Below are 14,001 nucleotides of genomic sequence, written 5' to 3' on the forward strand. Positions count from 1 at the left end.
ATATGGCTGGGGAGGTGTTGTTACCAGTAACGATTATAGTTGCGCTGCGCCGCAGCGACCTTATACAGATAGCGGCGTGATTCTGAAGACGGATGGTCGTTCAGTAACGCCCGGTAAACCTGATCTGGCGACATTTTGTTGATGATGCTGAACGCCCGGTTTTTATCCCTCGAAAAGACCCGCAGTACGCTACCTGCGCCGCCGTTATAAGCCGTAATCACGGCATAGCGACGTGAGGCTGGATTACGAATACCTGCCAGATAATTATCCTGCAAAAGTGCCAGATAGGCGGTGCCAGTATTAATGTTATTTTGCGGATTAAGCAGATAGCTACGGCTGGGGGTACCCCATTTGCCTTGCATGCGGAAGACGTCTGCGCCCGCGGTATTTTGCACGACTTGCATTAAGCCAAGGGCGTCAGCGTTGCTGACAGCGTAGGGGTTAAAGCTTGATTCAGTCTGCATGATCGCCAGAATAAGTGACTCAGCAACACCGTATTTTTCCGCTGCTTCACGTACAATTGGCAGGTATCTGTGTGCCCGTTTATCGAGGTGATTGGGCACCATCGGGATAGTCACTGACCAGATAACGTGCAGACCGGACATCCGCTTTTGTAGCTTATGCTTGATCAGGTAGTCGGCAAAAGCGGTGGCACGGCCCTTCCAGCGGATCGGCTGCCCGGTGTTATCCAGAACCAGCCCGTAAAGCATCGGTTCTTTACTTATCTGAATATCGTTAGCGTCGGAATAAAGATCGACGTTACTTGGGTTGTCGCCGATAAGCAGCGTCTGGATAATCGCCTGACGCAGTCTGTTTATCGGATCGGTGCCAGCAATGGTCTCGACAGTGACGGTACCCGCATCAAAGTTAATATGGCTGCGGGTGTAGTATTGATCGCTGTATTTAACATAGTCTTTGGGACCGGCAATCAGAACTTCATTAATCCCCCAGATATTCTCGATGTTATGGGCAAACTGGCCCATCAGAATATCGAATCCGTTGGTATCTTTAACCCATTCCGGATGATAGCGATCTTTTTTATACGAGCTGGAACAGGAGATTAACAAGGGTGCAATGATAAGCAGACTGAGTAATTTTTTCATCTTTCGGGGCGTCGCCTGGTTCAATGGCCCCAACCCGGAGCCTCACAAAGGTTACTTTTCTGGTGGCGTATAGCCTTCAATATGAACCTCTTTGCCTTCAAACAGAAAATTAACCATCTCCCGCTCCAGCATCTTGCGATCATCAGGGTTCATCATGTTGAGTTTTTTTTCATTGATTAGCATGGTTTGTTTGGTCATCCACTGCTGCCACGCTTCTTTGGAAATATTGTTATAGATCCTTTTGCCCACATCGCCAGGATACAGCTGAAAATCCTGTCCCTGAGCATCCCTTTGCAGAAAAGTACAAAAAATAGTTCGACTCATTGTTGCTCCTCAAAAGTTTTCCGCGTCGTGAGCGCCAGGCGCTGAGGCTGACGCAGTTGTTGTAGCAGACGCTCAACTGGCGCGGCTAACCCCACTGCTGGCGGCTGCGCTAAGTTATACCAAAGACCAGCACCTTCATCCATGACATCAGGGTAAACCCGAGGTTTCAGCCACATTGGAATGATATCTAAATGGAAATGGCTGAAGGTGTGACGAAAAGAAATCAATTGTTGCGTGTCATCAATATCCAAACCTCGTGGCGTCATCCACTCAGCCAGCGCTTCGCGGCTGGAAAACTGCGGAAAGCAATACAGTCCACCCCACAGACCAACCGGCGGTCGCTGCTCAAGCCAGACGCTTTGCTCGTGCTGCATTAGTAGCATCCAGCCACTGCGCTGGGGCAAGGTCTGTTTGGGTTTCTTCCCCGGATAAGCGCCAGGGTTCCCCTCGCTACGTGCAATGCAGCCCGCGTTGAGCGGGCAAATTTCACATTTTGGCCGCGATCGCGTGCACACCATTGCGCCAAGATCCATCATTGCCTGGTTAAACTGACTGACGCCCTCTGACGGCGTTAACTGCTCGCTCAGTTGCCACAAGCGCTTTTCTACGTCCTTTTTACCGGGCCAGCCTGAAACAGCGTAGCAGCGTGCCAGTACGCGTTTTACGTTGCCGTCAAGAATTGGATAGTGCTGACCCAGCGACAGCGACAAAATTGCCCCGGCGGTTGAGCGTCCTACGCCAGGCAGCGCGGCAACCTCATCAAACGTTTCCGGAAAAACGCCGCCGTGCTGCCCGGCGACGGTTTTAGCGGCTTTATGCAGATTGCGCGCTCGCGCGTAATAACCCAAACCGGTCCACAAGTGTAAAACCTCGTCAAGCGGTGCGGCTGCCAGATGGCTAATGGTGGGAAAGCGATGCATAAAACGTTCAAAATAAGGGATAACGGTTGCAACTTGGGTTTGCTGTAGCATCACCTCGGAAAGCCAGACTTTGTAGGGTGTTTTTTCACTCTGCCAGGGTAAGGTTTTGCGCCCGAACAGCTGATACCAGGCCAGTACCTGCTGTGAGAACTGAGGGGCAAGCATCATCAATACTATCCTGTGTAACCAGAAAATAAGTCAGGAATTCCAGCACAGGCGCGAGGCGCTGTAAACCGGAACTTTGCGTTACAAAATTACATTACAATTTTGCGACCGGAGCTATGACATTTTTTGCCGGAAATTAATCAGTCTGGAAGCGAGGCCGCAGGGTTTGTCAGGCAGCCTTTATGTTTTGACCGGTGATAGGCATAATGCTCATTTTTCTTAACCGCTTACCACAGGCTCAATCATGATTGATAATGTCATTTCGCCGGAGTTTGACGAAAACGGTCGTCCGCTGCGTAAAGTGCGTAGTTTTGTTCGTCGTCAGGGGCGTCTGACTAAAGGGCAACAGCACGCGCTGGATACCTACTGGCCAACGGTCGGCGTTGAGTTTACACCGCAGCCGATTAATCTGGCCGAAACGTTCGGTAATGAAGGGCCGGTCGTGCTGGAAATCGGTTTTGGCATGGGGGCGTCGCTGGTAGCAATGGCAAAAAGTCACCCGCATCAAAATTTTCTCGGGATCGAAGTACATTCGCCTGGGGTCGGTGCTTGTCTTGCCTCCGCCCATGAGGCTGGCGTGAATAACCTGCGCGTAATGTGTCACGACGCCGTTGAAGTGCTGGAAAAAATGATCCCCGATAACAGTCTGCGTCTGGTCCAGCTGTTTTTTCCCGATCCCTGGCATAAAGCGCGTCACAATAAGCGCCGTATTGTACAGATACCTTTTGCCGAACTGGTCTTGAGCAAGCTCAAACTTGGCGGCGTATTTCATATGGCGACCGACTGGCAAGCTTATGCAGAACACATGCTGATGGTTATGAGCACCATCGGTGGTTACCGTAATCAGTCTGCTACGCAGACGTATATGCCACGACCGGATTCACGTCCGCTCACCAAGTTTGAACAGCGCGGGCAGCGTCTTGGTCATGGCGTTTGGGATTTAATGTTCGAGAGGGTTAAATAATGGCTATTAAACGCAGTCGTCGGCTACGTAAAAAAATGCATATCGATGAGTTTCAGGAGCTGGGTTTTTCTGTTGCATGGACCTTCCCGGAAACGACCAGTGAAGAAGATATTGATGCCATCGTAGATGCACTGATCGTGGAAGTGATTGAGCCAAACGGGCTGGCATTTGACGGCAGTGGCTACCGCCAGTGGGAAGGTTTAATCTGTCTGCAGCAGGTTGGCAAATGTACACAAGAGCACCGTGATCTGGTCAGCGAATGGCTGAAAGAGCAAAAGCTGGAGTCCGTAAAGACCAGCGAACTTTTTGACGTATGGTGGGACTAATCAATCAGATCCCTTGCTTTGTCGGCAGGGCCTGAATTCAGCGTAAAAAGGAGCCATTATGTGGGGTAAAGCAGCCTTGTTTGGTGCGCTGGCGATGATCGCCGGTCAGGCGCAAGCCGATTACCGGTGCAGCGTGAATCCGCAGGATGACGTGATAATTTCACCACAGAACGTGCAGGTTATCGGTACCAATGGCAATTTGTTGATTTCCCCACAGGGAGACGTACAGCGTAACGGTCAGCCGCAGAAGATAGACGCGGCAACACGTCAGAAAGCGATTGATTATCAGGCAGCACTTCGCCGCGATCTGTCATGGATAGACAACGGTGCGCTCTCTCGCCTGGAAAAGGGGCGTCAGGCGCTGGATAAAGTCATTGTTGACAAGCTTGGGGTTGACAGTAATGTGCGTTCGCGTCTGACCTCGCTGGACAGGCAGCTCAGGCAGCAAATGAACCGTATTATTGAACATCGCCATGACGGGCTGACTTTCCATTATCAGGCGATTGAACAGGTGAGTAAGGACGGCGAACGTCTGGTGCAGAGTGCAATGGGTGGCGTTTTACAGGATAGCTTGAATGAAATTGGCACCCGGCAGACCAGTCACAGTGATAATCCCCTGCAGGCGATGCTAGGTAATCTCGGCGGTTTACAGCAGGCGATTCAAACCGAATGGGGTAATCAGGAGCAGGATTTTCAGAACTTTGGTCATGAGGTTTGTCACCGTGTGACGTCGCTGGAAAAACAGCGAAAAGAGCTGCTTACCGCACTTAAATAACCCTTCGTCAGCATTGAATCTAGCCCCTAATCTCAGGTAAGGGGCCGGATTCAGGCTATTTTTTCATCATTGAAGTCGGCTTTTCTGACGCCTTTGACACATCAGTCCTCGTCAAGAAACAGCTCCAGTAGCGAATTGAGAAACAGCTTGCCCCGTTCAGTTATTTGCCAGTGGCTGGCGTTTTCGTTGAGATATCCAAGGCGGATCGCTTCATCAATTTGCGATCGCACGCAGGCCTCATCGAGGCCAGTGAAACGGCTAAATTCACTGCGTGGTGCTGCTTCCAGTAGCCGGAAGCGGTTCATAAAATACTCAAATGGTTTGTCCTGAGGCGCAACCTCATAGGCTCGATCGCGATATTTCCCCTGCATAAAACCGCGTGGGTGGCGCGTTTTAACCGTACGTATAATGCGACCGTCCGGCTGCGTCAGCTTGCCATGAGCGCCGCATCCTACACCCAGGTAGTCGCCAAAACGCCAGTAGTTGAGATTATGCTGGCAGCGAAATCCCAGTTTAGCATACGCCGATGTCTCATACTGAACATAGCCTGCATCCGTCAGTAGACGGTGGCCCTGTTCGAAAATATTCCAGAGCGCATCATCATCCGGTAGCGCTGGTGGTTGCGAGCCAAACAGCGTATTAGGTTCGATGGTCAGCTGATACCAGGAAAGGTGAGGCGGATTAAGTGCGATGGCCTGGCGCAAATCGTCTAACGCGTCCTCCAGAGATTGATCCGGCAGACCGTGCATAAGATCGAGGTTAAAACTACGCAGGCCGAGAGCGGCCGCCAGTACGGCGGCCCGTTCAGCCTCCTGGGGGCCGTGGATACGCCCCAGCCGTTGCAGCCTGGCTGGGCTGAAACTCTGTACCCCAATGGAAATGCGATTGATCCCGGCGCGCTGATAAGCGCTGAAGCGGTCAGCTTCAACGGTGCCGGGGTTTGCCTCCATCGTAACTTCAGCATCGGATGCGAGCGTGACGCGCAAACGTACCCCGTCGAGCAAATTCTGCATCGCCGAAGCACTCAGCAAACTTGGCGTTCCACCACCGATAAAAAGGGTGCTCACCTCACGACCGTTGATCAAACTGAGATCTTGCTCCAGATCTTGAAGTAAATGTGCCACGTATTCGTCGTGGGGGACGTCTCCTTTGAGGGCGTGCGAATTGAAATCGCAGTAAGGACATTTCTGCACGCACCAGGGGATGTGGATATACAGGCTTAGCGGTGGCAAATCAGCCATTGTGCATCGCTTCCAGTAACCGCCTTAGCGCCTGACCACGATGAGAAAGTGCCTGCTTTTCTGCTTTGCTCATCCCGGCGGCGGTTTTGCCGACCGCTGGCACAAAGAAAATCGGATCGTAACCAAATCCACCGGCGCCCACGGCTGAGCGGGTTATCTCTCCTTGCCAGCTACCTTGAAAAATCAACGGTGTCGGATCTTCAGCGTGTCGCAGATAAACCAGAACGCAGTGAAATTGCGCCTGACGCTGGCCGTCGGGTACGTGCTGCAGAGCCTCCAGCAGTGTCAGAAGATTCTGCTCATCACTGGCATCTGAGCCTGCGTAGCGTGCTGAATAGATCCCCGGTGCCCCGCCAAGGGCATCTACCGCCAGACCGGAATCATCGGCGATAGCGGGTAACCCGGTAGCGGCCGCAGCATGACGTGCTTTGATCAGCGCATTTTCAATAAAGGTCAGGCCGGTTTCTTCAGCGGAGTCGACGTTTAGCTCAGTTTGCGCGACCACATGGAGGCCAACGTCAGCCAGTAGGTCGGCCAGCTCACGCACCTTACCAGGGTTACCGGTGGCAAGAACCACTTTTTGCATAGCGTATCCAGACGTAAATTAAAGCGATCAGATCTGGAACCAGATCAGTGGAAACAGATTCATCCCGAGATAGTTCAGCATGTACAGGATCAAAATAACGATCATTCCGGAGAAATCGATGCCGCCCATTGCTGGCAGTATGCGGCGAATTGGCTCCATCAGCGGTTCGGTCAACTGCATCAGTACATACTCTACCGGACTGCGGCCCTGGCTTATCCAGCTCATCAGTGAACGAACAATGACGATCCAGAATATCAGGGTACCTGCGGTTTTTAGCAGCGACAGCCCGCCCGCTAACAGGAAAACTTTGTCAAAGAACAGTACGTGTTCCTGCAGCATCAATAGCAGTGGAAATTTAAGGATACAAATAATCAGCGCCAGCAGCAGAGATGCGGTATCGATCGGGCCTAACGGCGGCAGGATGCGACGCAGTGGTTTTACCAACGGCTGAGTCAGTTTGACCACCGATTGTGATAACGGGTTGTAGAAATCGCAGCGGGCCCACTGCATCCAGACGCGTAATAGTAACACCATGACATACAGGCCAATGATGGTGTCTAACAATTTCAGCAACATGAGGTTCCTCAATGATTGTAGTGTTGGCTCAGGCGAAGTTTCGCGCGCCAAAGATTGCGGTGCCAATGCGCACCATAGTACTGCCAGCGGCAATAGCGGCTTCCATATCATCGCTCATTCCCAGCGAAAGTGTATCGACCGATGGGTGATCGGCTCTCAACAGCACGAATGCTTCAGACATCTGCTGACAAACCGCCAGCTGACGCTGATAATCGCTTTCCGGTGCCGGGATTGCCATGAGTCCCCGCAGCCTCAACCGTGGAAGTTTGGCTATTTGCAGCGCCAGCCCGGATATATCTTTTAGCATGATGCCGGATTTGCTGTTTTCGTCACTGATATTTACCTGAATCAGCACATTTAGCGCGTCCAGATGCTCCGGGCGCTGCTCGTTGAGCCGTGTAGCCAGCTTCAGCCGGTCCAGGGTATGAAGCCAGGCAAAATTTTCCGCTACCAGACGACTTTTGTTGGATTGTAGTGGACCGATAAAGTGCCAGATCAAGGCAGGGTTTTTCAAGACGGTAATTTTATCCACTGCTTCCTGGACGTAATTTTCGCCAAAGCATTGCTGGCCTGCCAGCGCGGCTTCTGCGATAGCGCTCGCAGGTTTAGTTTTGCTGACCGCAAGTAGAGTAATTTCTGACGGATCGCGGCCGCATCGCTGCGCAGCAAGCGTGATCCGTTGCCGTATCTGGTCAAGATTGTGTGAAATTGCTGTCATAGTCAGGAGTAAATATGGAAATTGAAGAAATCGTGGCGCTTAGTGTAAAGCAAAATGCCTCTGATCTGCACCTTTGTAGCATGCAGCGACCACGCTGGCGGCGCGAAGGCAAACTTGCTGAAGCTGACGCTTTGCCTGTACTCAGTTCCGTGCAGCTGGAAAACTTTGCCGTAAACTGGCTCAATGACCAGCAGCGGCAACAGTTAGAACTGCAGGGGCAAGTGGATCTGGCAATTACACTTGCCGACGGTATTCGCCTGAGAGCCAATTTTTTTCGCCAGCGTACGGGGCTCTCGCTGGCGCTGCGCCGAATTGCTGGCGAAACACCAACGTTGCAGCAGCTGTACGCGCCTGCATCGTTGGAGGTGTTGACGACATGCCAGCACGGACTGATTTTAGTGACTGGCGCAACAGGCAGTGGTAAATCAACGACACTTGCGGCGATGATTGCTCATCTCAATCAACATTCAAAGCATATTCTGACGTTGGAGGATCCGATTGAGTTTGTCCACTGCAGCCAGCATTCACTTATACAACAGCGTGAGATTGGTACGCACTGCGCTTCCTTTGCGGCGGGTCTGCGCGCGGCCTTGCGTGAGGACCCGGACGTTATTCTGCTGGGGGAGCTGCGTGATGAAGAGACCATCCGACTGGCATTAACCGCTGCCGAAACCGGTCATCTGGTGTTGGCAACGCTGCATACACGCAGTGCGGCCAGTGCGATAGAGCGCTTAACCGACGTCTTCTCCTCTGCGGAGAAGTCACAGGTAAGAAGCCAACTGGCAGCGAGCCTACAGGCCGTGATAGCTCAACGTCTGCAAACGGCGGCGGGGGGGGGACGTATTGCGTTGTATGAAGTGCTGATCAACACACCGGCGATTGCCAGTATGATCCGTGAAGGGAAGAATCATCAGATAGCTGCACAATTACAAACCGGTGGACAGTGGGGAATGCAAACGTTTGAACAAAGCCTTGTTCAGCGAAAAAAGGCTGGGCTGGTGGCGATTCAGGGGGGACTGGCAAACCAGTCTTCAAGAATAATCACTGCCGATTGAGAGTCAACGCTACTTTTGCTGAGTGCACGATAGCCGCCACGGGCAAATAAGTCTGCTCTTGCTGCAACGGTGCTCAGACGTTCGTCCTGTAATTCAACCCGAATACCAAAGCGCCCGTGCAAACGGTTAGCGAATTTTCGCGCCCTGGCGCTCAGTGGTTGTTCGGTGCCGTCCATATTGAGTGGTAGCCCGACAATTACCGCGTCCGGTTGCCACTCTTTGAGCAGTGTTTTTATTTTATCCCAGTCAGGGGTGCCGTCCTGTGCTTTTAACGCGCAAAGGGCTCGGGCGGTGCCGGTCAACGTCTGTCCGACGGCGACGCCAATGCTTTTGGTGCCATAGTCAAATGCCAGTAGGATACTCATCGGTTGTCAGGCGTGGCCCGCCTCGCTGTTTATATTATGAATATCGACGCCAATGCTGCGCGCCGCTTCACGCCAGCGTTCGGCGATTGGCGTCTGGAACAGAATCTGACTGTTAGCCGGCGTAGTGAGCCAGGCATTTTCCAGTAGTTCACCTTCCAGCTGATCCTTTTCCCAGGCGCAGTATCCCAGTGTTACCAGTACCTGATTGGGGTGTCTGGGCGTTCCCAGGGTTTCCAGTACGTCGCGGGAGCTGGTGATCATCGTATTGTCAGAAACACGAATACTGGAGGCAAAAGCCCCCTGCGCTGAATGAAGAATAAAACCACGATCTTCGGCCAGCGGCCCGCCAACAAATACGGGTTTGTCGAGGCTGATTGTTTCATCGCGCGGTTCGGGGGTGATCTTCAGCTTTTTCAGCATTTTTTCAATGGTCAGATTGTCCATCGGCTTGTTAACGATCAAGCCCATAGCACCATCGTCGTTATGTTCACAGATATAAACTACCGAGCGTTTAAACATCGGGTCCTGCAGTGCAGGCATCGCGATTAAAAAGTGATGCTGTAAATTCATTCTCAAAACCATGTCTTCACGAGTTGGGGACGCCATCAGGCTTGCGGCCATTGATGGCGCTGCGGCCAATTGTTTTATCAACCGGCCAGATGATTTTCAATTGCATCCATCAACATACCGGTGATGGAGACAGGAAATGCCGCTTCGATTTCTTTGATACAGGTGGGGCTGGTGACGTTTATTTCCGTCAGTTTATCGCCAATAACATCAAGTCCGACAAAAATTAGTCCTCTGGCTTTCAGCGCTGGACCGACACTACGCGCGATTTTCCAGTCACTGTCGCTCAATGGCCTGGCTTCGCCACGCCCGCCCGCTGCCAGATTGCCTCGTGTTTCACCGCTTTTAGGAATGCGAGCCAGGCAGTAAGGAACCGGTTCACCGTTAACCACCAGTATACGCTTATCCCCCTCTTTGATCGCAGGCAGATAGTTTTGCGCCATACAGTAGAACTGACCGTGGTTGGTTAATCCTTCAATGATAACAGACAGGTTGGGATCGTCTTGTTTAACGCGGAAAATTGATGAGCCGCCCATACCGTCCAGCGGTTTCAGAATGATATCGCCATGCTGCTGCCAGAACTGGCGTATGCGCTCGGCATCACGGGTCACCAGTGTATCAGGCGTTAAATCGGCAAACCATGCGGTGAACAGTTTTTCGTTACAATCGCGCAGGCTCTGTGGTTTGTTAACGATTAAGGTTCCCTGTTCCTCGGCACGTTCAAGGATATAGGTGGCGTAGATAAACTCGGTGTCGAAGGGAGGATCTTTACGCATCAGCACGACGTTTAAATCGGCTAGTGGCATATCTTGCTCTTCGCCAAACTCGAACCATTTGTCATAGTTCTGTTCAACTTGTAGCCGACGCGTGCGGCAGCAGGCAACGCCACCGCGTAAGTAGAGATCGTTCATCTCCATGTAATGAATTTCATAACCACGGCGCTGTGCCTCCAGCAGCATTGCAAAGCTGGAGTCTTTTTTTATATTGATGGAGGTGATGGGGTCCATCACGATGCCAAGCTTAATCATTGTGGTTCTCCTTTTGCCGCAGCTCGCGTTGAGTGCAACGAACAATATGGTTAATCAGCCTAAGTCTCCAAAGCGCACCTGCAAGGCTGTGATTGCGGTTAATGCCGTTGTTTCAGTGCGTAACACCCGTGGCCCTAATAAAATATCAGTAAAATCATAATGCGATGTCAGGTTAATTTCCTCTTTGCTCAGCCCGCCTTCCGGGCCAATCAGCAGTCGCAGCCGGTTCACCGGAAGTGGCAGGGTGTTAATGCTATGTTTGGCCCGTGGATGCAAATTAAGCCTCAAGCCGGTGTCTGGTTCAGCGCACCAGTTTTCCAGTACCATGACATTGCGTATTTCAGGTAGCCGGTTACGGCCGCACTGCTCACAGGCCGCAATAGCGATCTTCCGCCATTGCTGAACTTTTTTTTCTTGCCGTTCAACGTCCAGCTTTACCCCACAGCGTTCAGATAGCAGAGGTGTGATGATATTAACGCCCAACTCAACGGCTTTCTGGATGGTGAATTCCATCTTCTCACCCCGTGACATCACCTGCCCAAGATGTAGGTGCAATGGCGATTCGCGATCGTCTTCCTGTACACTTTGCAGCTGTACGTTGACCTGTTTTTTATCCGCATGGGTAATCTGTGCTGTAAACGTCATATTAGTGCCATCAAACAGGGTCAGCATCCCACCAGCCTGCATACGCAGTACACGAGCCACGTGATTAGCTGCATCTTCGCTTAAGATAATTTCTGCACCTGGTGTCAGCGGGGTGGGGTGATAAATGCGCGGTATTCGCATGGTCATCCTGAAATGTTAAACCACGCGCTGCGCGGTTGTTTATGGGTTTTGGTGCATAGTGTAGGGGAGGGGTTTTACTACTGGCAAGCCTGTTGCGTCTACGGATTACTATTACCCTGAGTCAGGGTGATACGAAGATTCCGTTTACACGCCCAGATCGTCAACGGATAAAACAGGTTCCAGGTTTGAAACAATCCGGTTTGCCGGAGAATAATGTCAGATAATAGAGGCTGCGTAGGTAGAAATATGTGCGGGCGATCGCAGCACGCGTGCGGATGGGTGACCGCGAGTGTTTAGCTTTTAAGCCGTTTTCTGCCGCGGGATTTCTGCCCGTGCTGATGTTAGTGTTGCCGCAATCCATTATCGAACGGGGTAGCCTGTTTTGTTAGTCGGCGCTGAACTGGCCCGGCTGAAGCTGACTGCTGCAGTGCACGCAATGGTAGAGGGTTTCTCCGCGCATCATACGATTATGACGACGTACCGTTAACTGATGCTGCTGGCAGCGACAAAAATAGGGAAAGGTTCGGCTACGTACCGATGCCACTTCGAAAGCGTGGGTGCGCCGGGCGGAAACATTCAGTACACACTCCATCATCCATTTCCACTCGCCACCGTGCGGTGCGACGCGGCCAAAGTGTTTCCAGACCAGTAAATGGGCAAGCTCGTGTGGCACGACCTCTTCAATGAATGCCTGCTGGTTTTCCATCAGTAGCACTGGATTCAGGCGGACCTCCCACTTTTCCACCCACGCCGAGCCAGCCGCTGTTCCGCGCTGGCTATAGATGAGATTAGGCAGCGGGTAGTCGCGAGTCAGATGCTGATTAGCGCGCAGTAAATTCTCGCGCAGCGCACGCATGACCGATTGTTGTACTGCTATCGGGAGTCGCTGAGGTTTCATGGCGGCAAGGATACGTCTGAGGAGGAGGAAGTACAATCGGCAGAGGCCGCCTTTACGGCCTCTGCCCAGGAACTACTGCTGACCGATGTCGCGCAGCTTTTTACCGCTCATCAGGTTACGTTCGATATGCTCAAGCGTAATGTTTTTAGTTTCCGGGATCAGCGCGATGGTGATCAGAATAAACACTACGTTCAGGCCAGCATAGACCCAGAAAGTTTGCGCATTGCCCAGGTTGTTCAGCATTGTCAGGAAGGTTGCACCGACGATCATATTGGCGATCCAGTTGGTCGCCGTTGAGACAGTAATACCGAAGTCGCGACCCTTCAATGGCTGGATCTCCGAGCACAAAACCCAGATAAGCGGGCCGGCACTCATGGCGAAGCCAATAATAAACATCAGTAGCATGGCAATGGCAAAATATTGAGCGCCCGCTGAATGAATGCCAACGTGCAGCATCGTGCCGAGAATACCCATGCCTGCAGCCATAACCAGAAACCCCAGGGTCAGCGTTGGCTTCCGGCCCCAACGGTCAACCAGCCCGATAGCAATAAAGGTCGCCAGTACGTTTACAAGACCGACGATTACCGTTCCCCACATCTGTTCCGTGGTGTTAGTAAATCCTGCGATTTCGAAGATTTTCGGCGCATAGTACATGATAACGTTCATGCCGGTGAACTGCTGCATAACCTGTAACAGCACGCCGAGAAAAACTGCGCGGCGAAAATTGCTATTACTTTGGAACAGCTGCCAGCCTGACTGTTTGATTTTCAGGCTTTCGCGAATTTCATCCAGCTCACGCTTTGCCTGTTCGCTGGTATCGCGCAGACGATCCAGCACCCGCTTTGCGTCGCGGAAGTCGCCTTTTGCTGCCAGCCAGCGCGGGCTGTTTGGCAGAAAAATAACGCCAATCAGCAACAGGATCGCCGGAATAATGATGACACCGAGCATCCAGCGCCAGGATCCGGAGGCGCTAAACGCGGTATCGGACAGGTAAGCGGCCAGAATCCCGATAGTAATCATCAACTGGTAAAGAGAAATCATGCTACCGCGAATTTTCTCCGGAGCGATTTCTGACAGATACAGCGGTGCAGTATAAGAGGCAACGCCAACGGCCAGGCCCAGGAGCACACGAGCGGCAATCAGCATTTCCGGATTAGGTGCCATAGCCGACCACAAGGAGCCAATGACGAACAAAATGGCACCCACCATCAGGCTTTTTTTACGGCCAAGCTGTGATGACATCCAGCCGCTACCCACCGCGCCTACCGCTGCGCCAAACATCATGGAGCTGACTATCCATTCCTGCTGGTGGGCATTGACAGTGAACTCTTTCGCAATGAAGGGTAACGCGCCAGCGATTACGCCAATATCTAAACCGAATAACAGACCGGCTAATGCTGCGAGGAAACAAACAAAAAAGGTCATCGCTTTGTTCGATGTTTTGCTTGTCTTTTTATAGTCAGGCATAACGTCTCCATGTAAGTAAACGGCATCTTATTTTATCAATGGTAGGAAAAACTCTCATTAAAGAAAGTGCGGTGGATCACAGTAATGTAATCGTTTACACACCGTGAACTAACATGAGAAGGCATTTTTCTCTACAT

The 14,001-nt window shown here is 51.9% G+C and carries 17 protein-coding genes; 4 read left to right on the forward strand and 13 right to left on the reverse strand.

Features of this window, described 5'->3' with window-relative positions; translation table 11 throughout:
- Positions 1–20: 20 nt before the first annotated feature.
- Genes mltC through mutY form a run of 3 tightly spaced genes read right to left on the reverse strand, consistent with a single transcriptional unit; the run spans position 21 to position 2,512 of the window.
- Positions 21–1,103, reverse strand: coding sequence for a membrane-bound lytic murein transglycosylase MltC (mltC, locus tag BM191_RS04550; RefSeq protein WP_092875598.1), 1,083 nt, complete (start codon positions 1,101–1,103; stop codon positions 21–23).
- A 51-nt stretch (positions 1,104–1,154) separates the two neighbouring features.
- Positions 1,155–1,427, reverse strand: coding sequence for an oxidative damage protection protein (locus tag BM191_RS04555; RefSeq protein ID WP_092875600.1), 273 nt, complete (start codon positions 1,425–1,427; stop codon positions 1,155–1,157).
- Entirely contained in the window at positions 1,424–2,512 is a 1,089-nt protein-coding gene (gene mutY, locus BM191_RS04560; RefSeq protein WP_177203300.1) for an A/G-specific adenine glycosylase, read from the reverse strand. Before mutY ends, BM191_RS04555 begins: the two co-directional genes overlap by 4 nt.
- A 244-nt stretch (positions 2,513–2,756) precedes the next feature.
- Here mutY and trmB point away from each other — a divergent pair, with 244 nt between their 5' ends.
- From trmB to BM191_RS04575, 3 genes are read left to right on the forward strand one after another with little or no spacing between them, the layout of a single operon-like run.
- Positions 2,757–3,476, forward strand: coding sequence for a tRNA (guanosine(46)-N7)-methyltransferase TrmB (gene trmB / locus BM191_RS04565; protein WP_092875604.1), 720 nt, complete (start codon positions 2,757–2,759; stop codon positions 3,474–3,476).
- Positions 3,476–3,802: a YggL family protein gene (locus BM191_RS04570; protein ID WP_092875606.1), complete on the forward strand. Its 327-nt coding sequence runs from the start codon at positions 3,476–3,478 to the stop codon at positions 3,800–3,802. The genes trmB and BM191_RS04570 overlap by 1 nt, the downstream gene beginning before the upstream one ends.
- Before the next feature lie 58 nt (positions 3,803–3,860).
- Positions 3,861–4,577: a YggN family protein gene (locus BM191_RS04575; protein ID WP_092875608.1), complete on the forward strand. Its 717-nt coding sequence runs from the start codon at positions 3,861–3,863 to the stop codon at positions 4,575–4,577.
- 101 nt (positions 4,578–4,678) lie between these two features.
- Here the strand turns inward: BM191_RS04575 and hemW are convergent, their stop codons facing one another.
- From hemW to BM191_RS04595, 4 genes are read right to left on the reverse strand one after another with little or no spacing between them, the layout of a single operon-like run.
- The gene (hemW, locus tag BM191_RS04580) at positions 4,679–5,818 is read right to left on the reverse strand and encodes a radical SAM family heme chaperone HemW (protein ID WP_092875611.1); all 1,140 of its coding nucleotides are present in this window, start codon (positions 5,816–5,818) and stop codon (positions 4,679–4,681) included.
- Positions 5,811–6,404 (reverse strand): RdgB/HAM1 family non-canonical purine NTP pyrophosphatase, encoded by a 594-nt coding sequence (gene rdgB / locus BM191_RS04585; RefSeq protein WP_092875613.1) that lies wholly within the window; start codon positions 6,402–6,404, stop codon positions 5,811–5,813. The genes hemW and rdgB overlap by 8 nt, the downstream gene beginning before the upstream one ends.
- A gap of 27 nt (positions 6,405–6,431) precedes the next feature.
- Complete coding sequence (locus tag BM191_RS04590; RefSeq protein WP_092875615.1) at positions 6,432–6,980, reverse strand: YggT family protein; 549 nt, start codon at positions 6,978–6,980, stop codon at positions 6,432–6,434.
- Between the two features lie 28 nt (positions 6,981–7,008).
- Positions 7,009–7,698, reverse strand: a complete 690-nt coding sequence (locus BM191_RS04595; protein ID WP_092875617.1) for a YggS family pyridoxal phosphate-dependent enzyme — start codon at positions 7,696–7,698, stop codon at positions 7,009–7,011.
- Between the two features lie 14 nt (positions 7,699–7,712).
- Here BM191_RS04595 and BM191_RS04600 point away from each other — a divergent pair, with 14 nt between their 5' ends.
- Entirely contained in the window at positions 7,713–8,753 is a 1,041-nt protein-coding gene (locus BM191_RS04600) for a type IV pilus twitching motility protein PilT (RefSeq protein ID WP_092875619.1), read from the forward strand.
- Here BM191_RS04600 and ruvX read toward each other — a convergent pair.
- The 6 genes from ruvX to BM191_RS04630 all read right to left on the reverse strand — a co-directional run bounded on the left by ruvX (position 8,705) and on the right by BM191_RS04630 (position 13,864).
- Complete coding sequence (ruvX, locus tag BM191_RS04605) at positions 8,705–9,118, reverse strand: Holliday junction resolvase RuvX (protein ID WP_092875621.1); 414 nt, start codon at positions 9,116–9,118, stop codon at positions 8,705–8,707. The genes BM191_RS04600 and ruvX overlap by 49 nt on opposite strands.
- 6 nt (positions 9,119–9,124) lie before the next feature.
- Positions 9,125–9,688, reverse strand: a complete 564-nt coding sequence (locus tag BM191_RS04610; protein WP_092876159.1) for a YqgE/AlgH family protein — start codon at positions 9,686–9,688, stop codon at positions 9,125–9,127.
- A 77-nt stretch (positions 9,689–9,765) separates the two neighbouring features.
- Positions 9,766–10,713, reverse strand: coding sequence for a glutathione synthase (gene gshB / locus BM191_RS04615; protein ID WP_092875623.1), 948 nt, complete (start codon positions 10,711–10,713; stop codon positions 9,766–9,768).
- A 54-nt stretch (positions 10,714–10,767) separates the two neighbouring features.
- A complete protein-coding gene (gene rsmE, locus BM191_RS04620; protein WP_092875625.1) occupies positions 10,768–11,499 on the reverse strand; it encodes a 16S rRNA (uracil(1498)-N(3))-methyltransferase in 732 nt (243 codons plus the stop codon).
- A 385-nt stretch (positions 11,500–11,884) separates the two neighbouring features.
- A complete protein-coding gene (locus BM191_RS04625) occupies positions 11,885–12,397 on the reverse strand; it encodes a SprT family zinc-dependent metalloprotease (RefSeq protein WP_092875626.1) in 513 nt (170 codons plus the stop codon).
- Between the two features lie 72 nt (positions 12,398–12,469).
- On the reverse strand, positions 12,470–13,864 hold the full coding sequence (locus BM191_RS04630; protein WP_092875627.1) for a sugar porter family MFS transporter: 1,395 nt from the start codon (positions 13,862–13,864) through the stop codon (positions 12,470–12,472).
- Between the last annotated feature and the right edge of the window lie 137 nt (positions 13,865–14,001).

Origin of the sequence: Izhakiella capsodis, assembly GCF_900115045.1 — a bacterium.
Taxonomy (GTDB): domain Bacteria; phylum Pseudomonadota; class Gammaproteobacteria; order Enterobacterales; family Enterobacteriaceae; genus Izhakiella; species Izhakiella capsodis.

Coding starts and splice junctions, on each gene's coding strand:
- mltC (WP_092875598.1), bottom strand. CDS start 1,103: ATGAAAAAATTACTCAGTCTGCTTATCATTGCACCCTTGTTAATCTCC.
- BM191_RS04555 (WP_092875600.1), bottom strand. CDS start 1,427: ATGAGTCGAACTATTTTTTGTACTTTTCTGCAAAGGGATGCTCAGGGA.
- mutY (WP_177203300.1), bottom strand. CDS start 2,512: ATGCTTGCCCCTCAGTTCTCACAGCAGGTACTGGCCTGGTATCAGCTG.
- trmB (WP_092875604.1), top strand. CDS start 2,757: ATGATTGATAATGTCATTTCGCCGGAGTTTGACGAAAACGGTCGTCCG.
- BM191_RS04570 (WP_092875606.1), top strand. CDS start 3,476: ATGGCTATTAAACGCAGTCGTCGGCTACGTAAAAAAATGCATATCGAT.
- BM191_RS04575 (WP_092875608.1), top strand. CDS start 3,861: ATGTGGGGTAAAGCAGCCTTGTTTGGTGCGCTGGCGATGATCGCCGGT.
- hemW (WP_092875611.1), bottom strand. CDS start 5,818: ATGGCTGATTTGCCACCGCTAAGCCTGTATATCCACATCCCCTGGTGC.
- rdgB (WP_092875613.1), bottom strand. CDS start 6,404: ATGCAAAAAGTGGTTCTTGCCACCGGTAACCCTGGTAAGGTGCGTGAG.
- BM191_RS04590 (WP_092875615.1), bottom strand. CDS start 6,980: ATGTTGCTGAAATTGTTAGACACCATCATTGGCCTGTATGTCATGGTG.
- BM191_RS04595 (WP_092875617.1), bottom strand. CDS start 7,698: ATGACAGCAATTTCACACAATCTTGACCAGATACGGCAACGGATCACG.
- BM191_RS04600 (WP_092875619.1), top strand. CDS start 7,713: ATGGAAATTGAAGAAATCGTGGCGCTTAGTGTAAAGCAAAATGCCTCT.
- ruvX (WP_092875621.1), bottom strand. CDS start 9,118: ATGAGTATCCTACTGGCATTTGACTATGGCACCAAAAGCATTGGCGTC.
- BM191_RS04610 (WP_092876159.1), bottom strand. CDS start 9,688: ATGAATTTACAGCATCACTTTTTAATCGCGATGCCTGCACTGCAGGAC.
- gshB (WP_092875623.1), bottom strand. CDS start 10,713: ATGATTAAGCTTGGCATCGTGATGGACCCCATCACCTCCATCAATATA.
- rsmE (WP_092875625.1), bottom strand. CDS start 11,499: ATGCGAATACCGCGCATTTATCACCCCACCCCGCTGACACCAGGTGCA.
- BM191_RS04625 (WP_092875626.1), bottom strand. CDS start 12,397: ATGAAACCTCAGCGACTCCCGATAGCAGTACAACAATCGGTCATGCGT.
- BM191_RS04630 (WP_092875627.1), bottom strand. CDS start 13,864: ATGCCTGACTATAAAAAGACAAGCAAAACATCGAACAAAGCGATGACC.